General features: G+C 73.6%; 19 protein-coding genes. 13 read left to right on the top strand and 6 right to left on the bottom strand.

Going from position 1 to position 20,449, the window contains the following annotated elements:
- Window positions 1–38 precede the first annotated feature (38 nt).
- From ABZK10_RS05640 to ABZK10_RS05625, 4 genes are all read left to right on the top strand, one after another.
- Window positions 39–2,138 (top strand): molybdopterin oxidoreductase family protein, encoded by a 2,100-nt coding sequence (locus ABZK10_RS05640; RefSeq protein ID WP_436408525.1) that lies wholly within the window; start codon window positions 39–41, stop codon window positions 2,136–2,138.
- Window positions 2,135–3,820 carry an FAD-dependent oxidoreductase gene (locus tag ABZK10_RS05635; RefSeq protein WP_353808197.1) on the top strand — a complete coding sequence of 562 codons (1,686 nt, stop codon included), beginning with the start codon at window positions 2,135–2,137 and terminating at the stop codon, window positions 3,818–3,820. The genes ABZK10_RS05640 and ABZK10_RS05635 overlap by 4 nt, the downstream gene beginning before the upstream one ends.
- Before the next feature lie 177 nt (window positions 3,821–3,997).
- Window positions 3,998–4,723 carry a molybdenum cofactor guanylyltransferase gene (mobA, locus tag ABZK10_RS05630; RefSeq protein ID WP_353808196.1) on the top strand — a complete coding sequence of 242 codons (726 nt, stop codon included), beginning with the start codon at window positions 3,998–4,000 and terminating at the stop codon, window positions 4,721–4,723.
- A 116-nt stretch (window positions 4,724–4,839) separates the two neighbouring features.
- Window positions 4,840–5,097, top strand: a complete 258-nt coding sequence (locus ABZK10_RS05625; RefSeq protein ID WP_353808195.1) for a DUF6457 domain-containing protein — start codon at window positions 4,840–4,842, stop codon at window positions 5,095–5,097.
- Between the two features lie 171 nt (window positions 5,098–5,268).
- Here the strand turns inward: ABZK10_RS05625 and ABZK10_RS05620 are convergent, their stop codons facing one another.
- Together ABZK10_RS05620 and ABZK10_RS05615 are read right to left on the bottom strand one after the other, a co-directional pair.
- A complete protein-coding gene (locus ABZK10_RS05620; RefSeq protein ID WP_353809617.1) occupies window positions 5,269–5,667 on the bottom strand; it encodes a GNAT family N-acetyltransferase in 399 nt (132 codons plus the stop codon).
- A gap of 148 nt (window positions 5,668–5,815) precedes the next feature.
- Window positions 5,816–6,181: a DUF2316 family protein gene (locus ABZK10_RS05615; protein ID WP_353808194.1), complete on the bottom strand. Its 366-nt coding sequence runs from the start codon at window positions 6,179–6,181 to the stop codon at window positions 5,816–5,818.
- A gap of 514 nt (window positions 6,182–6,695) precedes the next feature.
- Between ABZK10_RS05615 and ABZK10_RS05610 the strand changes: the two genes are divergently transcribed.
- The 3 genes from ABZK10_RS05610 to ABZK10_RS05600 all read left to right on the top strand — a co-directional run bounded on the left by ABZK10_RS05610 (window position 6,696) and on the right by ABZK10_RS05600 (window position 9,979).
- Window positions 6,696–7,706, top strand: coding sequence for an MBL fold metallo-hydrolase (locus ABZK10_RS05610; protein ID WP_353809616.1), 1,011 nt, complete (start codon window positions 6,696–6,698; stop codon window positions 7,704–7,706).
- 67 nt (window positions 7,707–7,773) lie between these two features.
- Complete coding sequence (gene ligD, locus ABZK10_RS05605; RefSeq protein WP_353808193.1) at window positions 7,774–9,009, top strand: non-homologous end-joining DNA ligase; 1,236 nt, start codon at window positions 7,774–7,776, stop codon at window positions 9,007–9,009.
- A gap of 109 nt (window positions 9,010–9,118) precedes the next feature.
- Window positions 9,119–9,979: a siderophore-interacting protein gene (locus ABZK10_RS05600; protein ID WP_353808192.1), complete on the top strand. Its 861-nt coding sequence runs from the start codon at window positions 9,119–9,121 to the stop codon at window positions 9,977–9,979.
- 40 nt (window positions 9,980–10,019) lie between these two features.
- On the opposite strand, the gene ABZK10_RS05595 is transcribed toward ABZK10_RS05600, so the two are convergent.
- Window positions 10,020–10,601 carry a TetR family transcriptional regulator gene (locus tag ABZK10_RS05595; RefSeq protein ID WP_353808191.1) on the bottom strand — a complete coding sequence of 194 codons (582 nt, stop codon included), beginning with the start codon at window positions 10,599–10,601 and terminating at the stop codon, window positions 10,020–10,022.
- 111 nt (window positions 10,602–10,712) lie between these two features.
- Between ABZK10_RS05595 and ABZK10_RS05590 the strand changes: the two genes are divergently transcribed.
- Window positions 10,713–11,786, top strand: coding sequence for an SDR family NAD(P)-dependent oxidoreductase (locus tag ABZK10_RS05590; RefSeq protein WP_353808190.1), 1,074 nt, complete (start codon window positions 10,713–10,715; stop codon window positions 11,784–11,786).
- A 104-nt stretch (window positions 11,787–11,890) separates the two neighbouring features.
- On the opposite strand, the gene ABZK10_RS05585 is transcribed toward ABZK10_RS05590, so the two are convergent.
- Entirely contained in the window at window positions 11,891–12,469 is a 579-nt protein-coding gene (locus tag ABZK10_RS05585) for a TetR/AcrR family transcriptional regulator (protein ID WP_353808189.1), read from the bottom strand.
- 78 nt (window positions 12,470–12,547) lie between these two features.
- Between ABZK10_RS05585 and ABZK10_RS05580 the strand changes: the two genes are divergently transcribed.
- The 3 genes from ABZK10_RS05580 (at window position 12,548) to ABZK10_RS05570 (ending at window position 16,518) form a co-directional block, all read left to right on the top strand.
- Entirely contained in the window at window positions 12,548–15,208 is a 2,661-nt protein-coding gene (locus tag ABZK10_RS05580; RefSeq protein WP_353808188.1) for an MMPL family transporter, read from the top strand.
- Window positions 15,209–15,295: 87 nt separating this feature from the next.
- Entirely contained in the window at window positions 15,296–15,838 is a 543-nt protein-coding gene (locus ABZK10_RS05575; RefSeq protein ID WP_353808187.1) for a YbaK/EbsC family protein, read from the top strand.
- A gap of 26 nt (window positions 15,839–15,864) precedes the next feature.
- On the top strand, window positions 15,865–16,518 hold the full coding sequence (locus ABZK10_RS05570; protein ID WP_353808186.1) for an HAD-IA family hydrolase: 654 nt from the start codon (window positions 15,865–15,867) through the stop codon (window positions 16,516–16,518).
- A 117-nt stretch (window positions 16,519–16,635) separates the two neighbouring features.
- On the opposite strand, the gene ABZK10_RS05565 is transcribed toward ABZK10_RS05570, so the two are convergent.
- Window positions 16,636–17,313, bottom strand: coding sequence for a DnaJ family domain-containing protein (locus ABZK10_RS05565; RefSeq protein ID WP_353808185.1), 678 nt, complete (start codon window positions 17,311–17,313; stop codon window positions 16,636–16,638).
- Between ABZK10_RS05565 and ABZK10_RS05560 the strand changes: the two genes are divergently transcribed.
- Entirely contained in the window at window positions 17,298–17,723 is a 426-nt protein-coding gene (locus tag ABZK10_RS05560) for a helix-turn-helix transcriptional regulator (RefSeq protein WP_353808184.1), read from the top strand. The genes ABZK10_RS05565 and ABZK10_RS05560 overlap by 16 nt on opposite strands.
- A gap of 181 nt (window positions 17,724–17,904) precedes the next feature.
- Window positions 17,905–19,296, top strand: coding sequence for a hypothetical protein (locus ABZK10_RS05555; protein WP_353808183.1), 1,392 nt, complete (start codon window positions 17,905–17,907; stop codon window positions 19,294–19,296).
- Window positions 19,297–20,011: 715 nt separating this feature from the next.
- Here ABZK10_RS05555 and ABZK10_RS05550 read toward each other — a convergent pair.
- Complete coding sequence (locus ABZK10_RS05550) at window positions 20,012–20,443, bottom strand: very short patch repair endonuclease (RefSeq protein ID WP_353809615.1); 432 nt, start codon at window positions 20,441–20,443, stop codon at window positions 20,012–20,014.
- Window positions 20,444–20,449: the final 6 nt, after the last annotated feature.

Raw genomic sequence — 20,449 nt, 5'->3', positions numbered from 1 at the left:
GTGACAGCCACTGCCCGTACTGCGCCCTGCAGTGCGCGATGACCCTGACGCCGACGGATGCCACGGGCGGCGCCGCTCCCGTCGCGATGCACGCCCCGGCCGGCGCACGCACCCTCCCGCTCACCGTCGCCGGGCGCGACTTCCCCACCAACCGCGGCGGCCTCTGCAAGAAGGGCTGGACCTCCGCCGAACTGCTCGGCGCGGACGACCGGGTCACCCGGCCCCTCGTGAAGCAGGCCGACGGCTCGTTCGCCGTCGCCGCCTGGAGCGAGGTGCTCGACCGCATCGCCGACACCGTGCGCGACAGCCGGGAGCGCTTCGGCGCCGATTCGGTCGGCGTCTTCGGCGGCGGCGGCCTCACCAACGAGAAGGCCTACCAGCTCGGCAAGTTCGCACGCATCGCGCTCGGCACGAGCCGCATCGACTACAACGGCCGGTTCTGCATGTCGTCGGCCGCGGCGGCCGGCAACCGCGCCTTCGGCCTCGACCGCGGGCTGCCGTTCCCGGTCGAGGACCTCGACGGCGCGTCCACCATCCTCATGCTCGGCTCGAACGTCGCGGCGACGATGCCGCCGTTCATCGGCCACCTCCAGGGCGCGCGCGGCGACGGCGGGCTCGTCGTGGTCGACCCGCGCCGCTCCGAGACCGCGAAGCTCACCGACGAGGGCCAGGGCGTGCACCTCGCGCCCGCTCCGGGCACCGACCTCGTCGTGCTGCTCGGGCTGACCCACATCGTCATCACCGAGGGGCTCGCCGACCTCGACTACGTGGCCGCGCGCACCTCCGGGTTCGACGCGGTGCGACGCAGCGCGAACGCCTGGTGGCCCGAGCGCGTGCAGGAGGTCACGGGCGTGCCGGTCGCGCAACTGCGCGAGGTCGCCCGCCGCCTCGCCGACGGCCGGGGCACGTACATCCTCACGGGCCGCGGCGTCGAGCAGCACGTCGACGGCACCGACACCGCGACCGCGGCGATCAACCTCGCGCTCGTGCTGGGCCTCGTCGGCCGCAGGGGCTCCGGCTACGGCACGCTCACCGGCCAGGGCAACGGCCAGGGCGGCCGCGAGCACGGGCAGAAGTCCGACCAGCTCCCCGGGTACCGCATGATCACCGACCCCGCCGCCCGCGCGCACGTCGCCGGCGTGTGGGGCGTCGACCCGGCGATCATCCCGGGCCCGGGCGTGCCCGCCGTCGCGCTGCTCGACGAGCTCGGCCGGCCCGGGGGCATCCGCTGCCTGTTCGTGCACGGGTCGAACGTCGTGGTCTCGGCACCCGACGTCGACGCGGTGCGCGCCCGCCTCGCCGCGCTCGACCTGCTCGTCGTGAGCGACTTCTTCCTGTCGGAGACCGCACGGCTCGCCGACATCGTGCTGCCCGTGACCCAGTGGGCCGAGGAGGAGGGCACGATGACCTCGCTCGAGGGACGGGTCATCCGCCGCAGGCGCGCGATCGACGCCCCGGGCGAGGCGCGCAGCGAGCTCTGGATCATGCGGGAGCTCGCGAACCGGCTCGACTCCCCCGGAACCTGGTCGACCGAGCCCGCCGAGGTCTTCGACGAGCTCGCCCGTGCATCGGCGGGTGGCAAGGCCGACTACTCGGGGCTCTCGCACGCCCTGCTCGACACGGGCATCGCCGCGCACTGGCCGTTCCCAGCCGGCTCCGACGGCACGCCGCACATGTTCCTCGACCGGTTCGCCCACCCCGACGGTCTCGCCCGCATGGTCGCCGTCTCGCCGCGGGTGCGCGAGCCGCTCCGCCAGCGCCGCGGCGAGCTCACCCTCGTCACCGGGCGCCTGCTCGAGCACTACCAGTCGGGCGCCCAGACCCGCCGAGTGCCCGAGCTGCTGGGCGCCCGGCCGCACGTGACCGCCCAGCTGCATCCGGCGACGGCGTCGCGGCTCGGCATCGCCGACGGCGACCCGCTCGAGGTCGCCAATGCCCGCGGCCTCGTGCGGGCGCGTGCGGAGGTCACCACCGGCATCCGCATCGACACCGTCTTCCTCCCGTTCCACTTCGCCGGCGAGCAGTGCGCCAACCTGCTCACCGAGCGCGCGGTCGATCCCGTCTCGTCCATGCCCGAGTTCAAGCGCACGCTCGTCACCGTGAGGCGAGCGGATGTCCCGCAGGAGGTCCCCGCATGAGCACCCACGCCGCACCGTCCCACGCCGGCCCCACCCGCGTCGTGCTGATCGGCTACGGCCCGGTCGGCGCCCGCTTCGTGGAGGAACTGCTGCCCGCCGTGGCATCCGGCACGGTCGCCCTGACCGTGCTCGGCGCGGAGGCGCACGACGCGTACAACCGCGTGCTGGTCGGCGAGTACGCCGTCGGCCGCGCGTCGCGCGAGCGCCTCGACGTGATCGACACGGAGGCGGCGCGCGCGGCCGGCGTCGACGTGCGGCTCGGCGAGGCGGTCGTCGCGATCGACCGCTCGCGCCAGGTCGTGCGCACCCACCACGACACGCGCGTGCCGTACGACCGGCTCGTCTTCGCGACCGGCGCGCGCGCCAACGTGCCGACGCTCGCCGGCCTCGAGCGCACGACGCGCCACCGCCTCGCACGCGCCGCGACCGCCGCCGAGCTCGACCGCGGCGAGCGCGCGCTGCCCACCGGCGTCGTCGCGCTGCGCGACCTCGACGACGCCGAGACCGTGCGCGCCGCCGTCGCCGGCCGCCGCCGCATCGTCGTGCTCGGGGCGGGCGTGCTCGGCATGGAGGCCGCCCTGGCCGCGAGCGAGCAGGGCGCGGAGGTCGTCGTCGTGCACCACGGCGACGTGCCGATGGAACGCAACCTCGACCACGGCGCGGGGCGCCTGCTCGCCCGCGCCGCGCGGGCCGGCGGCACGGCGACGCTGCCGCACTCGCGCGCCGAGGAGGTGCTGTTCCGCCACGGCGAGCGCGGCGAGCGCATCTTCGAGGCGCTGCAGTGCGCCGACGGCAAGCAGGTGCCCGGCGACCTGCTCGTGCTCTCGTGCGGCGTCGCGCCGCGCGTCGAGCTGGCCGCGTCGTGCGACCTCGCGATCGAGCGCGGCGTGCTCGTCGACGAGGAGCTGCGCAGCTGGACCGACCCCGCGGTGTTCGCGATCGGCGACTGCGCCCAGGTCGCCGCGCGCGGCTCGGCCGACGCCGACGGGCGCGTCGGCGGCGGGCCGGCCGGGCTCATCGGCCCGGGCTGGCGGCAGGCCGACGCCCTGGCCGCACGGCTCGCGGCCGAGGCGACCGGGGGCGACACGTCCCTCGCCCCGCTCGCCGAGGAGCGCCCGGCGGTCGTGATGCTGAAGGCCGAGGGCGTCGACGTGGTCGCCGGCGGCGACGTGTCGGCCGATCCGTTCGACGACGAGCCCGAGGCATCCGTCGCCGATGCGGTCGCCGACCACGCGCCCGGCTGCGCCGTGCACGGCACCGAGCGCCGCGAGGTCACCGTCTGGGCCGACCCGGCGCACGGCGCCTACGCGAAGATGGTCACCCGCGGCGGCGTGCTCGAGGGCTTCGTCGCGGTCGGCATGCCCCGCACCGGCGCCGAGCTGACGCTCCTGTTCGAGCGCGGCAGCGAGCTGCCGGCCGACCGCAGCGTGCTGCTGCGGCTCGACTCGGACGACGCCGGCGTGGTCTCCACGAGCGATCCGTTCGCCCCGGACGCGACGGTCTGCTGGTGCAACGGTGTCTCGGTCGAGCGCATCACCGAGGCCGCGGCCGCCGGCGACCGCACGGTCGAGTGCGTCGGACGCTCCACGCGCGCGGGCACGGGCTGCGGCAGCTGCAAGGGCCGCATCACCGAGCTCATCGCCCGCACCCCCGAGGCGGCCCCGGCCGTCCCGGTCTCCTGAGGAAGACGGCGCTTTTCAGGAGTGGCCAGGCACGCACCCGCAGAAGCTGCACCCAAGCCGTCTGCCCTCGTCGATCCTGCGCTGAAGCGCTGACCCGGCGCAGCCCCTGCGCGCGCCGGCGCTGTTCAGCCGGCGCGCTCCTGAAAAGTGCCGCACTCTCGCGAATATGGTGGCGACATGAGCGAGGTGGGGACGTACGACGCGGTCGTGCTCGCGGGCGGGCGCGGCAGCCGGCTCGGCGGGGTCGAGAAGCCCCTCCTCCGGCGGCGCGGGCGCTCCCTGCTCGACGGCGTGCTCGATGCGGTGACGGATGCCTCCCGCATCGTCGTCGTCGGCCCGCCGTCGCTCGCGGCTCACGTCGCCGGGCACACGCTCGTGCGCGAGGACCCGCCGCTCGGCGGCCCGGTTCCGGCGATCGCCGCCGGACTCGCGGCCCTGCCCGCGCGCGACGCCCCCGTCGTGCTGCTGGCCGCCGACCTGGTCGACCCGGCCGCCGCGGTCGCCGCACTCGTCGCGGCGTACCCGGCCGTCGTCGCGCCAAGCGCCGCCGCAGCCGAGACCGTCCCACACGAAGGCATCGCTGCACCCGGAAGCGTGCGACCCGAAGCCCACGCCGCGGCCGGGACCGCCCAGGGCGGGCCGACCTCCGACGGCGTCATCGCCGTCGACCCCGACGGCCGCCGCCAGCCGCTCCTCGCGATCTACCGCGGCCCCGCACTCCGCGATGCCCTCACGGCGCAGTCGGCCCTCGGCCCACTCGACGGCCTCCCCCTGCGCCGCCTCATCGACCCCCTCGACCTCACCGAGGTGCCGCTCCCCGCCGACGCACTGCGCGACCTCGACACCGCCGCGGATGCCGCCCAGCTCGGCGTGGACCTCGACCCGGGGCATCCGCCGGCCTGAACCGACCCGGCGGTCGCCCACGATCGGCTCGCAGCGATCGGGACCGAGGCCGGGCCGCCGGGCCCGCCACCACCCTCCCGTGGACGCAACCGGCCGACCGGAGGACAATGGCGCACATGGCTGACGACGCTCCCGAGATCCTCGACCAGTGGTGGACCGAACTCGCCGCGGCGCTGGGCGTCGCCGACGCACCGGGCGACATCGCCGACCTGCTGTCCCTCGCTGGCGACGCCGCCCATCAGGTGGTGCGCCCCGCGGCACCGCTCACGACGTTCCTCGTGGGCTACGCGGCGGCGCGTGCGGGCGGCGACGCCGAGACGCTCAGCCGGGCGATCGCCACCGCGCGCGAACTCGCGGCGAGCCGCGGCGAGTGAGCCCGCTCGACCGTTGACCCCCGACCGCGACGGCGGCAGACTGACGGCATGGTCGAAACCATCCTGTGGAGTGTCATCGGTCTGATCGCGCTCGTCGGCGGCGTCGGACTCGCCGCCTCGCTCTGGGCGTTCCTCAAGGCGTAGCGGCGCGGACGCCGGTGGGCGGGCGCGTCAGCGCACCATGCGCGCCTCGATGAAGGTCTCGACGTGCTCGTCGGGGTGTTCGACCCCGTCGAACGCGAATCCGTTGCGCGCGTAGAACGCCTGCGCCCGCGGGTTCTCCTTCGCCACCCACAGGTACGCGGGCTCGTCGCCGAGCACCGCGTCGATCAACGCCTGGCCCGCACCGGTGCCGTGGTGCGAGCGCGAGACGTAGACCATGTAGAGCTGGCGCAGGCGGGGCGGATGCTGCGGGTCCTGCGGCCGCCCGCTGCAGGCGAAGCCGACCAGGGTGCCGTCGGCCTCCGCGACCGCGACGCGCAGGTCGTCACGATCGTGGTCGGACACGATCGCGTTCCAGAGACCACGCCGCTGCTCCAGCATCCGCTCGCCGAAGTACTCGTCGGGCAGCTGGCCCGTGTACGTCTCGCGCCACGTCTCGACGTGCAGGCGGGCGAGCGCCTCGGCCTCGTGCGGCTCGGGTGCGCGGATGACGAGGGTCGGCGACCTGCGCCGATGCTAGCGGGGCGTCGGGGCGAGCCCGGTCGGGTGTGGACGCTCAGCCCGAGTGCGCGAGCGCCGCGGCGCGCGTGCCGCCCGCGGCATCCGCCTCGTGCGACCGGATCACGGGCGTCGGCGCGGTGCGCAGCGGGTACCAGGAGGCGGCGACCTGCCGCATCCGCTCGGTCAGCACGGTGTAGGGCACGGGCGTGCCGCCGCGCGCGACGACGAGCTTCTCGAGGTAGTCGCGCACGAGCCACACGTCCGTGGGCCGGGCGTCGTCCGAGACCGCGAGGGTCTCGTTCAGCTGGTGCGCGCTCATGCCGAGGTCGGCGCGGATCTCGCCGGGGCCGAGCCCGCAGCGGTCGAGGTTGGCGTGCAGTTCGGCGCTCGTGCGGCGCTGTTCCTCCGGGCTGAGTGACATCGGAGATGTTCCTTCCCGCCGCAGCCGGAGCGCGGCGGTGTCCGCATGCGGACTCCCGGCGGGCCGTCGGGCGCAGCCCACCGCATCCGGCGGCTCGGTGCCACCGGTTCGCGCCCCGGAGTCGGCGACGACCCGCGCGGCATCCGCTGCACCCGTCATCACTCGCGACTCACCCGGCATCCCTGCCGGCCCCAGCGCGACCTGCGTCGCGGGGGTGAGCGCGTCAGTGCGGACGAGGATACGTGAAACCCGTGAAACGTTCTATTTCCATGCGGCGATCGTGCGGTGCGATCGTGCGCCGCGCTCATCGCCCACGCGCGGTTCGACGCGCACACGTCACGGACACGGACACTTTGCGCCGAGCCTCGCCGCGACACGCCGCGTTCCCGTCGACTTCGGCCACGCCGTGGCCGGCGCCGCAGCGGAGCACGAAACACAGCTGCACGGAGCGGCGACCCCGAGCGGACCCGAAGTGTACGACGAAGACCCGTGCCGTACTGTGGAGCGCGTGACGATGACGACCTTCGCGCCCACGGCACCGGCCCAGCACGCGGCTGCGACGGTGGGCGAGATGCCCGAGACGGAGGCGTTCGCGGGCGGGTGGTGGTCGATCCCGGTGCCGATGCCGGGCGGGCACCTCCCCTACAACCTCTGCTACGCGGTCCGCGGCGGCGACGGTGGCGTGCACCTGATCGACCCCGGCTGGCCGACGCACGGCCACCTCGACGTGCTCGCCCGCGGGCTCGCGTCGATGGGGGCCGGCCTCGCAGACGTCCGCACGATCACCGCGACCCACCTGCACACCGACCATCTCGGCGGCGCCGGCGACCTCCGCGACGCCACGGGCGCGCGCATCGTGTTGCACCGCGAGGAGGATCGCGCGGTACGCGAGATGGCCGGCCGGCGGCCGGCCCACGCGGCATCCCGCGCCATCGACCGCTGGGGCGTGCCCGCGGCCCGTCGACCCGAGCTCGACCTGCACGCCGACGAGCGCGTCGACCGCCCGCAGGCCGACGCGACCGTCGACGACGGCGACCTGCTGCCGATCCCGGGCCGTACCGTACGGGTCGTGCACACGCCGGGCCACACGACCGGCCACGTCTGCCTGCGCGACGAGGACGCGGGCGTGCTGTTCACGGGCGACCTGCTGCTGCCGACGATCCACCCCGGGGTGGGCCTCGGCGCGCACGGCGCCGCGAATCCCCTCGCCGAGTACCTGGCCTCGCTCGACCGCATCACCGCGTTCGACGACGACGAGGCCGCACCCGGTCACGAGTACCGGTTCCGCGGCGTGGCCGCGCGCTGCGCGAGCACGGCAGCGCACCACCTGCGGCGCTCCCGCGAGGTGCATCGTGTGCTCCAGCGCGACCGGGCGCACACGGTGTGGGAGGTCGCGTCGGAGCTCACCTGGTCGGCGGGCTGGGCCAACCTGCAGGGCTTCTTCCTCATGTCGGCGCTCGCCCAGACCGCCATGCACATCGACTTCGTGCAGGCGGAGCCGGGCCCGGCGGCCGGCGGCGCCTGAGCAGAAGGCGTGCCACCGGCCCGCGCCCGCCCTCGCGCGCGGCGGAGTCCGGGAATACGCTGACCCCGTGGCCTCTCCCGCGCGGAAGCAGGAACTCATCGAGGTCGCGGGCCACGAGGTGCGCGTCTCGAGCCCCGACCGCGTCGTCTTCCCCGTCGCCGGGCTGACCAAGCTCGACCTCGTCAGGTACTACGTCGCGGTCGCCGACGGCGCCCTGCGCGGGGTGCGCGACCGCCCGATGGTGCTCAAGCGCTTCGTGAAGGGCATCGACCGCGAGGCGTTCTTCCAGAAGCGCGTCCCCGAGAACCGCCCCGACTTCGTCGGCTCGGCGACGCTGCACTACGCGTCGGGCACGTCGGCCGAGGAGGCGGTGCTGACGGATGCCGCTGGGCTGGCGTGGGCCGTGAACCTCGGCTGCGTCGACCTCAACCCGCATCCGGTGCGCTCCGCCGACCTCGACCACCCCGACGAGCTGCGGGTCGACCTCGACCCCATGCCCGGGGTCGACTGGCGCCAGATCGTCGACGTCGCGATGCTCGCCCGCGAGGTGCTCGCCGAGCACGGCCTCACCGGTTGGCCGAAGACCTCGGGCTCGCGCGGCATGCACGTCTACGCGCGCATCCGGCCCCGCTGGGACTTCCACGACGTGCGGCTCGCCGCCGAGGCGCTCGCCCGCGAGATCGCCGACCGCGCGCCCGGGCTCGCGACCGCCCGCTGGTGGAAGGAGGAGCGCGGCGAGAGCGTCTTCGTCGACTTCAACCAGAACGCGAAGGACCGCACGGTCGCCTCGGCGTACTCGGTGCGCCCGGTGGCGGATGCCCGTGTCTCGACGCCGCTCGACTGGAACGAGGTCCCGGGCTCGCGCCCGGAGCGATTCACGGTGGCGACCGTGCTCGAGCGGTTCGCCGAGCGCGGCGACCCCTGGGCCGGCATAGACGACGGCGCCGGAGACCTGGACGGCCTGCTCGAGCTGGCCGAGCGCCTCGGGCCCGCAGAGACGCCGCCGAGGCGGGGCGACGGATCGGGTCGGCGCGCCTCGACCATGCCGTTGCTCGAGATCGCCCGCGCGAAGACGCAGGACGAGGCGCTCGACGGCCTCGAGCGCTGGAAGGCGCGCCACCCGGGCGTCGTCGCGCAGCTGCATCCGGCCGACGTGCTGGTCGACGGCATGCGCGGGTCGAGCTCGCTCTGGTACCGCATCCGCGTGAACCTGCAGCACGTCCCGGAGCACGAGCGCCCGGCGCAGGAGCCGCTCGAGGTCGACTACGACCCGTGGGCGGGTCGGCGACCCGACGGGAGCTGACGGCAGCGGTGCGCGTCGTGCACCCTCTCCGTGCACCGACGGATGCGGCATCCGTCGACTGCTGTGGCAGAGTCGGATGCGGCCCGCGACCGAGACCGAGGGAGTCCCCGTGCCCACGCACCTGACCGTCACCGACAGCACCTGGGTGACCCCCGACGTGCGCCGGCTGCACTTCCGCAGCGACGACCTCTCGGCGTTCGCCGGGAGCCGGTTCACCGACCGCTACGTCAAGCTCGTCTTCCCCAAGCCCGGCGTCGAGTACCCCGATCCCCTCGACGTCCGCGCGCTGCGGGGCGTCCTGCCGCCCGAGCAACTGCCCGACGTGCGCACGTACACGGCGCTCTTCCCCGATGTCGACGCGGGCACGCTCGCGATCGACTTCGTGGTGCACGGCGACGAGGGCGTCGCCGGTCCCTGGGCCGCCGCGGCCGCGCCGGGCGACACGCTCCTCGTGAACGGGCCGGGCGGCGCGTACGCGCCCGACCCGGACGCCGACTGGCACCTGCTCGTCGGCGACGAGTCGGCGCTGCCCGCGATCCTCGCGGCGATCGACGCGCTCCCGGCCGACGCGATCGCGCGCGTGGTGCTGCTGGTGGACTCCCCGGCGGCAGAGCCGGCGATCGACCTGCCGCCGCGCGCGACCCTCACGGTCGTCCACCGCGCGCACGGCACCGGCGACGGGGCGCTGCTCGCGGCGGTCCGCGGGCTGGACTGGCCCGAGGGGCGCGTCCATGCGTTCGTGCACGGTGAGGCCCAGGAGGTCATGCACGGGCTGCGCCCGTACCTGCTGCGCGAGCGCGGCCTCGGCCGCGACCAGGTGTCGATCTCGGGGTACTGGCGTCGCGGCCGCACCGAGGACGGATTCCGGAAGTGGAAGTCCGAGCTCGCGGCGGCCGAGGGCGAGCCGCGCGGCGGCGGGCCCGGTCGTGGCGGGCGCTCCCGCACGGAGGGCGCCCCGGCCGTCGGCTGACCGCAGCGCCGGTCGGGCGCACCGCGCCCCGCACGTCGTCTCAGCTGCGCGGCGCGAACGCGGCGTGGAAGATCGCCCACGCACGGGCGGCGACCGCGCGCCGTTCCGAGGCATCCGTGCCCGGCAGCACCTGCGTGAGCATGCTGATCGCGAGCTCGACGTCGTCGGCAGTGACGTGCGCGCCGATGCGGCCCGCGTCGAGCTCGCGGTCGAGTGCGGTGGCGACGACCGCGTGCAGTCGGTCGCCCAGTTCGGCGACGCGCTCGTCGTTGCGCTGCGAGCGCAGCAGTTCGATGATCGCCGTCGACACCATGGCCTGCGCGATCACGAGGTCGAGGAGGTCGTCGAGGGTCGAGTCGGGAGGCGCGACCACCGCCTCGAGCGCGTCGAGGTTCTCGTCGAAGACGGCGAGGGCGAGGGAGACCCGATCGGGGAAGTGGCGGTAGAGGCTGCCCTGCCCGACGCCCGCGCGCCTGGCGACCGCACTGAGCGGCGCCGCGAGCCCCTGCTCGGCGAACACCTCGCGCGCGGCGGCGACGAGCGCCCGACGATTGCCCGGACCGGCACTCGGCCCGCGGTTGGGCTTTCGGCCCTCGGCGAACTCGTTCCGATCGGTCGGCATGCGAGTTACACTACTACCGGACACCGATGTCCGGTGGGATCGCCCATCGGATGCCGGCTCCTGATGCCGACCCATGCGACATCGACGTACCGCAAGCGAAGGACACCAGACATGAGCACTCCGAAGACCCTCACCGGTAACGACTCCATCAAGACCTGGCTGGAGCACCCGGTCGGCGGCCCGATCCTCCGCGACATGCTCGCGCAGTCGGGCCAGGACGCCGACGTCATGCGCCCCGTGCAGCGACTCGCGATCAAGCGCCTCATCAAGCTGAGCAAGGGCTCGTTCAGCCAGGAGATGCTCGACGGCCTCGTCGCGCGCGCCGCCGCCGGCGACGTGCCGGAGGGCGCCCCCGCCGCGCCCGAGGCACCCGCCGAGGAGGCCGAGGCCGAGGCATCCGCCGCACCCGTGGTCGAGCTGCCCGAGTGGGAGGAGCGCATCGACCAGGGCCGCTTCAGCGGGCAGACGATCATCGTCACCGGCGCCGGCTCCGGCATCGGCCGGGCCACCGCGTCGCGCATCGCGCGCGAGGGCGGCCGCGTGATCGCGGTCGACGTGTCGCAGGAGCGGCTCGACGAGTTCGCCGCCGAGTTCCCCACCGCCGACATCGTCACCCTCGTGGCCGACATCACCGACGACGCGAAGGTCGCCGAGATCGTCGCCGCCGCGGGCGACCGCATCGACGGCCTCGCGAACATCGCCGGGATCATGGACGACATGACCCCGCTCGGCGAGCTCACCGACGCGGTCTGGGAGCGCGTCATGCGGGTGAACGTCGACGGCACCATGAAGCTCTCGCGCGCCGTCATCCCCGCGATGCTCGCCCAGGGCAAGGGCTCCATCGTGAACACCGCCTCCGAGGCGGCGCTCCGCGGCTCGGCCGCCGGCGTCGCCTACACCGCGTCGAAGCACGCGGTCGTCGGCCTCACCAAGTCGACCGCGTTCATGTACGGCCCCTCCGGCCTGCGCGTGAACGCCGTGGCACCCGGCCCGACGATCACGAACATCGAGGCCACCTTCGCCTCGCCGCTCGGCGCGCAGCGCGTGCGCCAGGCGATGGCGATCCTGCCAGACGCCGCGGAGGCCGAGGCCCTCGCCGCGTCGATCACCTTCCTGCTGAGCGACGACGGCGTGAACATCAACGGCGTCGTGCTCGCCTCGGACGGCGGCTGGTCGGCGACCTGATCACCGCGCCCGGTCGACGGGCGCACCACCACGGGCCGGTCGGATGCCACGCAGCATCCGCCCGGCCCGTCGTCGTCGTGCGGTGCGGCGCCCGCTGCGCGCGGCTACGTGAGGTAGGGGCCGAGCAGCGCGTCGACCATGCGGTCCGCCGCGCCCGCCTCGGCCGGTGCGCGACTCAGCACGCGCAGCGCGATCATTCCGGCGAACGCCTCGGAGAGGTCCCAGAGCGGTGCGTCCGGAACGACCTCGCCGGCGGCGATCCCGGCCTGGAGTCGGCGGACCATCACCGACTCGTCGCCGAGCTTCGTGCGCAGCATCCGCCCGATCTCGGCGTTGTCCATGGCCGCCGCGACCAGCGAGCGGAACAGCGGCGACTGCTCCTGGCTGCCCACGAAGCCGATCAGCGCGTCCATCCAGGCGATCATGTCGTCGCGAATGCGGCCACCGGTCGGCGGCGTGAACCGGTCGGGCAGCAGCACGCCCTCGAGCATGCACTCGGCGACGACCTCGGCCTTCGACGGCCACCAGCGGTAGATCGTCTGCTTGCCCACGTGGGCGCGCGCGGCGATGCCCTCGATGGTGAGGTGGTCGTAGCCCTTCTCCGCGAAGAGGGCGGCCGTCGCCTCCAGGATCGAGCGATGTGCGGCCTCGCTGCGAACGGCTCCGCGGCGTCGCTCGGTCATGCTCCCATCGTATACTCAGTCAACGAGACGCACCGTTGCGTATTCTTTTTCCGCATCCACGACACGGGAGGTCTCGGCATGGCCGAATTGCTGTACAGGCTCGGCAGGCTCAGCGCACGGCGCGCGTGGGTGGTGATCCTCACCTGGGTGCTCGTGCTCGGCGCAGCGGGCGTCGGTTTCGCGGTCGGCTTCAAGGGACTCGCGACGAGCTTCGACGTGCCGGGCACCGCCTCCGGCGAGGTTACGGACACCCTCGCAGAGGAGCTCCCCGACTACGCGGGCGCGTCCGGCACGGTCGTCTACAGCACCACCGACGGCGAACCGTTCACCGATGCCCAGCGCGAGGCCATCAGCGAGCTTGCCGCCGGCGCGACCGGCCTGCCCGAGGTCGCCGACGTCATCGACCCCTTCGACGCGCAGCAGGAGCTCGACGACCGCGAGCAGGAGCTCGTCGACGGGCGCGAGCAGATCGCCGACGCCCGCACCGAGCTCGACGACGGCCAAGAGCAGCTCGACGCAGCCCTCGACCAGCTCGAGGCGGGGCAGGACCAGCTCGACGCGGGGCAGGCGCAGCTCGACGACGGCCAAGCCCAGCTCGACGCCGCTCGCGCCCAGGCCGAGGCCGCCGGCGCACCGGCGCAGCAGCTCGCCGCGCTCGACGCGCAGCAGGCGCAGCTCGACGCGCAGCAGGCCGAACTCGACGCCCAGCAGGCGCAGCTCGACGCGGGCCGCGACGAGATCGCCGACCAGCAGCAGCAGATCGACGACGGCCGGGTCGAACTCGAGGAGCAGGCCGAGCTGCTGGAGCAGGGCGCCGAACTGCTCGCCCTCGCCGACGGCATCGGCGTCGTCTCGGAGGACGGCGCGACCGCGCTCGTCAACATCTCCTACGAGGTGTCGCTGCTCGAGCTCGAGTCCGCCTCGAAGGAAGCCACGGCCGAGTACTTCGAGGCGACGCCGGTCGACGGCACCGAGATGGGCCTGTCGACGACCATCGCGCAGACCGTTCCGTCGCTGGTCGGCGTCGGCGAGATCGCCGGCCTCATCATCGCCGCGATCGTGCTGCTCGTCATGCTCGGCACGGCCATCGCCGCATCCCTGCCCATCGTCACCGCGCTCGTGGGCGTGGCGATCGCGGTGCTCGGGTCGATGGCGTTCTCGGGCGTCGTCGACATGTCGTCGGTCACGCCCGTGCTCGGCATCATGCTGGGCCTCGCGGTGGGCATCGACTACGCGCTGTTCATCGTCAACCGCCATCGCAAGCAGCTGCTGGAGGGCGCCGACCTGCACGAGTCGATCGGCCTGGCGAACGGCACCGCGGGCAACGCGGTCGTGTTCGCGGGCTCGACGGTCATCGTCGCGCTGCTCGCGCTGAACGTCACGGGCATCCCCTTCCTCGGCCTCATGGGCACGGTGGGCGCGTTCGCGGTCTTCGTCGCGGTCCTCATCGCCACGTCCCTCATCCCCGCCCTGCTCGGCCTCATCGGCATGCGCGTGCTGAACCGGAAGGCACGTGCGGCCGCCGGCACCGTGCACCACGAGGACACGAAGGCGAAGCCCATGAACACCTGGCGCGCCGTGCTCACCATGCTCGGCACCATCGTCGCGCTGCTCGTCGTCGCCATCCCGTCCCTGTCGATGCGGGTCGGCCTGCCCGACGGATCGAGCGAGCCCGAGGGGTCGCCCGGCTACGTCGCGCACGTGCTGACGGCCGAGGCCTTCGGCGAGGGCGCGAACGGCCCGCTGCTCGTCACGGCCGAGCTCCCGGGTGGTCAGGACGACGCCGAGCAGCTGCAGGCGCAGCTCGACATCGCCACCGCCATCTCCGAGCAGGACTCGGTCGTCGCCGTCGCCCCGATCGCGGTCTCCGACGACGGCACGCTCGCCGCGTTCCAGGTCGTGCCCGAGGAGGGCCCGAACTCGGTCTCGACCGACCGGCTCGTGCGCGACCTGCGCGAGCTGCCCCCGGTGAACGGCGAGTACGCGCTCGGCGTCGCCGGCCAGGCCGCGATCAACATCGACATCTCCGAGAACCTGAACGACGTGCTGCCGCTCTACCTCACGGTGGTGGTCGGCCTGTCGCTGCTGATCATGATCGTGGTGTTCCGGTCGCTGCTCGTGCCGCTCATCGCGACGGGCGGGTTCATCCTGTCGCTGTTCGCCACCTACGGTGCGACCGTGGCGGTGTTCCAGTGGGGCTGGGGCGCGGAGCTCATCGGCCTGCACGCGACCGGCCCGATCCTGAGCTTCCTGCCGGTGATCCTGGTCGGCATCCTGTTCGGGCTCGCGATGGACTACCAGCTGTTCCTGGCCTCGGGCATGCGCGAGGCGTACGTGCACGGCGCCCCCGCTCGCCTGGCCGTGATGCAGGGCTTCCGCGCCGGCCGCTCGGTCGTCGCGGCGGCGGGCCTCATCATGATCTCGGTGTTCGGCGGCTTCATCTTCGCCGAGTCGACCATGATCCGCTCGATCGGGTTCGGCCTCGCCGTCGGCATCCTGCTCGACGCCTTCGTGGTGCGCATGCTCCTGATGCCCGCGGTCATGCACCTGCTCGGCCGCTCGGCCTGGTGGCTGCCGAAGTGGCTCGACCGCATCATCCCGAACGTCGACGTCGAGGGCGCCGCGCTCGAGCGCCGGCACCACGCCGACGGGTCGCCGTCGGACGACGACCGGGGAGAGGGCGAGGCGGATGCCGCCGAGCCGACCGCGTCCGCCGCGTCCCCCGACCGCACCGAGTAGGCGCCGCCGGGCGGCCCGGCGGGTACCTCACGCCGGGCCGCTCACGACTCCGGTCTGACGGCCCCGGGTCGTCGTACGCTGGTGCCGATGCGCTTCGGAACCCTCGACTTCACGCCGGCCCTCGATGCGCCCGACCTGCTCGCGGCGCCGGTGGTCGATGCGCTGACCGCCATGGGTTCCGCGACCGCCGCCGAAGCGCTCGTCGCCGAGATCGATCCGACGCTCGCCGACACGGCCGCGTTCTGCGCGCACTACGAGATCGGCATGCACGACGGCGCGAACTGCGTGATCGTGCAGGCCCGTTGCGGCGAGCGCACCTGGTACGCCGCGTGCCTGGTGCGCGGTTCCGACCGCCTCGACGTGAACGGCGCGGTGCGGCGGCACCTCGGCGCCCGCAAGCTCTCGTTCGCCCCGATGGACGCGGCGGTCGAGCTCACCGCGATGGAGTACGGCGGCATCACCCCGATCGGCGTGCCGGCGGACTGGCCCGTGCTGGTCGACGAGCACGTCGCCGCCGGTGACCGCATGATCATCGGCAGCGGCATCCGCGGCTCCAAGCTGCTCGTGCCGGGCGCCCTGCTCGCCGCCCTGCCGAACGCCGAGGTGCTGCCGGTCGCGCAGTCCGCCTGATGCGGCCCGCCTGAGAGACTGGTCGGGTGACCCGCACCATCTCCGCACGCGCGATCCTCTTCGACATGGACGGCACGCTCGTCGACTCGCACCCGGTGGTCGAGCGCATCTGGGCGGAGTTCGCGCGGCGGTTCGACCTCGACGTCGCCGAGATCCTCGCGACGTCGCACGGCGTGCGCATGGTCGAGACGGCGCGGAAGTACGCCCCGCACGGCACCGATATCGACGCGGTGGTCGCCGACCTCAGTCGCATCGAGTACGACGACACCGACGGGGTCTCGGCGATCCCGGGCGCCCGCGCATTCCTCGACTCCCTGGCCGCCGACCGGTGGGCGCTCGTCACGAGCGCGGCGCGGCCGCTCACCGAGAAGCGCATGGCCGGCGTCGGGCTGCCGATCCCCGGCGCGATCATCACCGCCGAGTCGGTCTCGCAGGGCAAGCCCGACCCCGAGCCCTACCTCCGCGCAGCGGAGCTGCTCGGCGTCGCGGCATCCGACTGCCTGGTCTTCGAGGACGCCGAGGCGGGCATCCGCGCCGGCGCCGCCTCGGGCGCGCACGTCGTGGTCGTGGGCGACGCGCCGAGCGAGACCGCCGATCGCATGGGCCTCCCGCGCATCGCCGACTACACGGAGCTCCGGGTCGAGCATGCGGATGCCGCGCTGCTCGTCCACCTCCCCTGACCCCGTCCGTGGGCTGCCCGTTCTCAGGAGCCGGAGGCGGTGTTCAGGAGGAGGTCGGCGATCCGTTGCGCGGATGCCCCGCGCACGCACCGATGTGCCCGGATCCGGGCGCCGTACTCAGGAGCCGCCCCGCGGCCTCCTGAGAACAGCGCCCCACCACGACGGACGTCGCTCCCGGCGCACGCGCTCGGCGCGGGCAGCCTCGGCGGCCTCGGCATCCGCCGCCCGCCGGCGACGCTCGTCGCGCCGCGCATGCCACGCCCGCACCTCCGCCTCGACGTCGCGGGTCGGTGTCACGACCGGCGGGCCCCCGAGCAGCTGCCGCCGCGCCTCGATCACGCGTCGGTTGAAGTCCTCGAGCGCCTCGCGCACGGCCTGCTCGCGCTGCATGCCGTCGAGGCGATCCTCGAGCTGCGCGTGCTCGACGCGCAGGGTGAGCGCGGGCGGGCCGAGGCCGCCGAGTTGCTCCCGCTCGATCTTCCGCCGGATCCACCAGTCGGGGTCGTGCCGCCCCTCGAGCCCCTCGAGCGGCTTGCCGGCGCCGGGCAGGTCGTCGAACTCGCCGCGCCGCATCGCCTGCTGGATCGCGGTCTCGACGTAGGCCGCGCGCTCGGTCGCCGTCGGCACGCGTGGGGACTCGTCGGATGCACCCTGGGCGCCCGAGTCGGCGGTCGGCCCCGAGGCGTCCGGCCCGCCCTGCTCCTCGACCCGGTCGCCGTCACGCTCCCGGACGAACTCCTCGGCGGCCCGATCGACCCGATAGCGCCACGCGTCACGCCGTGCGTCCCCGACCATGTCGACCCCCGATCCGCTGCCTCGGCCGTGCCCGCGACGATACCGAACCCCGCTGTGCGCGCGGATGCGGAGATGTCCGCGCGCACCCGGCGCGCCGCTCCCTGCGCGCGGCGCGTCGCCCACGATCTCCGCGCCCGGGCACGCCACGTGCGCCGATCTCCCGGTCTGATGGGGTCGCGCACCCATGCGCCCGGGAACACCCCCGCCGCCCCGACCTGACCGACCGGGAGCGCGAGGTGCTCGCCCTCATCGCCGAGGGCCGCGACAACGCCGGCATCGCGCACCGCCTGCAGGTCTCGACCAAGACGGTCAGCAACCACATCTCGAACATCTTCGCCAAGCTGCGGGTCTCCGACCGCGCGCAGGCGATCGTCGCCGCCCGCGAGGCGGGCCTCGGTCGCGGCGCCTGACGTTCGGCCCGGCCGAGCCCGATGCACGATGCGGAGCTCCGCCGTGCCCACCGGCGCGTCGCCCGCGCAGCGGGGCGTGTCGTCCGCGGCATCCGCATTCGCGAACATCGGAACCGGCGCAGATGTGACGAAACCCGAACGGTGCTCCCGCGCCCTGCGCACCCCGCCGTAGGGTCGAGCCATGACGTCACCGGGCCCCGGGGCCGGCGGCCGAGCGGATGCTCCCGCCGACCCGCTCGTCGGACCGGAGCGGCGCGCGCACCGCGCCACCCGGATCGGCATCGCGATCGCCGCGGCGCTCGTCGCGGCATCCGTGCTCGTGCCCCTCGCCGTCGACTGGAACGTGCACGTCAAGGGCGGCCCGCCGCTGCACGGCTTCTGGGACCCGAGGTTCGGCGCCGGCACCGCGCCGGCGATCGCGATCGCCGTGCTCGCGCTGGTGTTCGCCGCGCCGGTCGCCGCGCGACTCCGCTGGGGATGGCTGCTCCTCGCTGCCTGGGCGACCGGCGCCGCCTGGCTCGCGAGCCTCGCACTGGTCGACGGGTTCGACGGCATCGCCGCGGTGCTCGACGCCGACATCGAGTACCTGCCGACCGCCCGCGAGGTGACCGACCTGCCGGCGACGCTGGAGGAGTTCATCGAGCGGATCCCGCGCGATCACCCCGACAACTGGCCGATCCACGTCGCGGGGCACCCCGCCGGCGCGCTCGCGTTCTTCGTCGGGCTCACCCGCATCGGGCTCGGCTCGGGCGCAGCCGCCGGATGGCTCGTGCTGCTGCTGGCCGCCACGATCCCGGTCGCCGTGCTGCTCGCCATGCGGCGCTTCGGCGCCGAGGACGCCGCGCGCCGAGCCGCACCGTTCCTCGTGCTCGGCCCGTCGGCGATCTGGATGGCGGTCTCCGGCGACGCGCTCTTCGCGGTCTTCACGACCTGGGGGCTGTGCCTGCTCGCATTCGCGACCCGCGCCGCGTCGCGCACCGCCACGGCCGCCTGGGCGATCGGCGCGGGCCTGCTGCTGGGCTCCGGCGTGCTCCTCTCCTACGGCCTGGTCCTCATGGGCCTGCTCGCGGTCGCGGTGCTCGTGATCGGCCGGAACTGGCGGCCGCTCCCCTGGGCCGCCGGCGCGGCCCTCGTGCCCGTGCTCGTCTTCGCCGCGTTCGGGTTCGCCTGGTGGGAGGCGTACCCGGTGCTCGTCGACCGGTACTGGGACGGCATCGCGAGCAGGCGCCCGGCCGCGTACTGGATCTGGGGCGACCTCGCCGCGCTGGTCTGCAGCGCGGGCCTCGCCGCAGGGGCATCCGTCGCCCTCGCCCTCGTGCGCCTGCGCGAGTGGCGGCGCTGGTCGCGCCCGGTCGAGGTCGTCGTCGTGCTGACGCTGGCCGCGGCCGCCACCGTGCTCCTCGCCGACCTGTCGCAGATGAGCAAGGCCGAGGTGGAGCGCATCTGGCTGCCGTTCGTGCCGTGGCTCCTCGTCGGCACCGCGCTGCTCCCGCGTGGCGCCGTGCGACCGGTGCTGTTCCTGCAGCTCGCCCTCGCGATCGCGCTGCAGCACCTCTACTTCTTCCAGTGGTGAGCGGATGCCGCGAGGCGACGGCGCGCCACCGGGAACGACGAACGGCCCGGAGCATCCGCCCCGAGCCGTTCTCTTCTGGTGCGCCTCCTGCAATCCCACTGCAATCGAGAGAGGGCGACGGCCCACCTCAAGAAGTTGCGGGCTCAGGCGGCCGCTGGGGGCGTTCTACGGCCGCAACAGGCCGCCCCCGTACCCAGGGCTCAGCGAGGCTACAAACGCCGGAATCGTCGCGGACTACCAGGGAGGGATGAAGTCGAGCAAGATCGCCACGAAGTACGGCATCAACGAATGGACGGTCCGACACCGCCTTCACCGCGCTGGAGTTCCGTTGCGGTCAAACTCAATGAACGAGGAGCAGGTCGAACTCACACGTCGGCTGCGGACAGACGGGCTGTCGTATGCACGGATCGCGGAGCGAGTCGGGTTCTCCGAGTGCACAGTTCGAAACGTTCTGAAACGCCTCAAGCCGTAGTTCCGCTCAGGCGCATCGACGGGACTAGAGGATCTGATCTTTCTTGAGTACCGCGTAGCAGTTTGAGCACTTGAGCTGGTTCGTCGTAAACGGCTGCAGCGTGAATTTGCCGCACACCGGACACTTGTGACCCTTAGGCATGACATCCCCCAATCGCGCGGCGAACGGTGGCGCCGACACCCCAATGGTAGCGCCATCTAATCATTGAGCTTGAATATGCATTCTGACCTGGGTCTCTTCAAACTATTGGTGATGCGTCGAGCAGGGAGCACTCGGATCGGTTGGGTTCGCATGGCCTTCGGTCCTGTGCGCGCTGACCACGGTCGCGATCCTCTGTGCGATGTCGCCAGGCGGTTCGTGCTCCCAGAAGCGCAGAACCGTCCATCCCGCCGCACGCAGCGCACCGTTGACCTGGCTGTCACGTTCTCGATTGCGCTGGAGCTTCGGAACCCAGTAGCTGGCGTTTCTCTTGGGCGACGTGGCGTGGACTGGGCATCCGTGCCAGAAGCAGCCGTCGAGGTAAACGGCAACTCGCGCGCCCCGAAAGACGATGTCGGCGCGAGAACGCACTGTCGCGAGGGGAGCAACGTCGACTCTGTATCGAAATCCGCGGCGATGAAGCTCTCGCCGAACAGCCACTTCGAGTGAGGTGTCGCGACGCTTGTTCCCGCGCATGGACTT

This window comes from Agromyces sp. SYSU T00194, from assembly GCF_040496035.1.
Lineage (GTDB): Bacteria > Actinomycetota > Actinomycetes > Actinomycetales > Microbacteriaceae > Agromyces > Agromyces chitinivorans.
The sequence above is the reverse complement of the archived record's forward strand: the minus strand, read 5'-3'. Positions and strand labels throughout refer to the sequence as shown.

Bases quoted from the DNA above. Each gene is read 5' to 3' on its own strand.
- ABZK10_RS05640 (WP_436408525.1), top strand. From the start codon at position 39: ATGACCCTGACGCCGACGGATGCCACGGGCGGCGCCGCTCCCGTCGCG.
- ABZK10_RS05635 (WP_353808197.1), top strand. From the start codon at position 2,135: ATGAGCACCCACGCCGCACCGTCCCACGCCGGCCCCACCCGCGTCGTG.
- mobA (WP_353808196.1), top strand. From the start codon at position 3,998: ATGAGCGAGGTGGGGACGTACGACGCGGTCGTGCTCGCGGGCGGGCGC.
- ABZK10_RS05625 (WP_353808195.1), top strand. From the start codon at position 4,840: ATGGCTGACGACGCTCCCGAGATCCTCGACCAGTGGTGGACCGAACTC.
- ABZK10_RS05615 (WP_353808194.1), bottom strand. From the start codon at position 6,181: ATGTCACTCAGCCCGGAGGAACAGCGCCGCACGAGCGCCGAACTGCAC.
- ABZK10_RS05610 (WP_353809616.1), top strand. From the start codon at position 6,696: ATGACGACCTTCGCGCCCACGGCACCGGCCCAGCACGCGGCTGCGACG.
- ABZK10_RS05595 (WP_353808191.1), bottom strand. From the start codon at position 10,601: ATGCCGACCGATCGGAACGAGTTCGCCGAGGGCCGAAAGCCCAACCGC.
- ABZK10_RS05590 (WP_353808190.1), top strand. From the start codon at position 10,713: ATGAGCACTCCGAAGACCCTCACCGGTAACGACTCCATCAAGACCTGG.
- ABZK10_RS05585 (WP_353808189.1), bottom strand. From the start codon at position 12,469: ATGACCGAGCGACGCCGCGGAGCCGTTCGCAGCGAGGCCGCACATCGC.
- ABZK10_RS05580 (WP_353808188.1), top strand. From the start codon at position 12,548: ATGGCCGAATTGCTGTACAGGCTCGGCAGGCTCAGCGCACGGCGCGCG.
- ABZK10_RS05575 (WP_353808187.1), top strand. From the start codon at position 15,296: ATGCGCTTCGGAACCCTCGACTTCACGCCGGCCCTCGATGCGCCCGAC.
- ABZK10_RS05565 (WP_353808185.1), bottom strand. From the start codon at position 17,313: ATGGTCGGGGACGCACGGCGTGACGCGTGGCGCTATCGGGTCGATCGG.
- ABZK10_RS05555 (WP_353808183.1), top strand. From the start codon at position 17,905: ATGACGTCACCGGGCCCCGGGGCCGGCGGCCGAGCGGATGCTCCCGCC.
- ABZK10_RS05550 (WP_353809615.1), bottom strand. From the start codon at position 20,443: ATGCGCGGGAACAAGCGTCGCGACACCTCACTCGAAGTGGCTGTTCGG.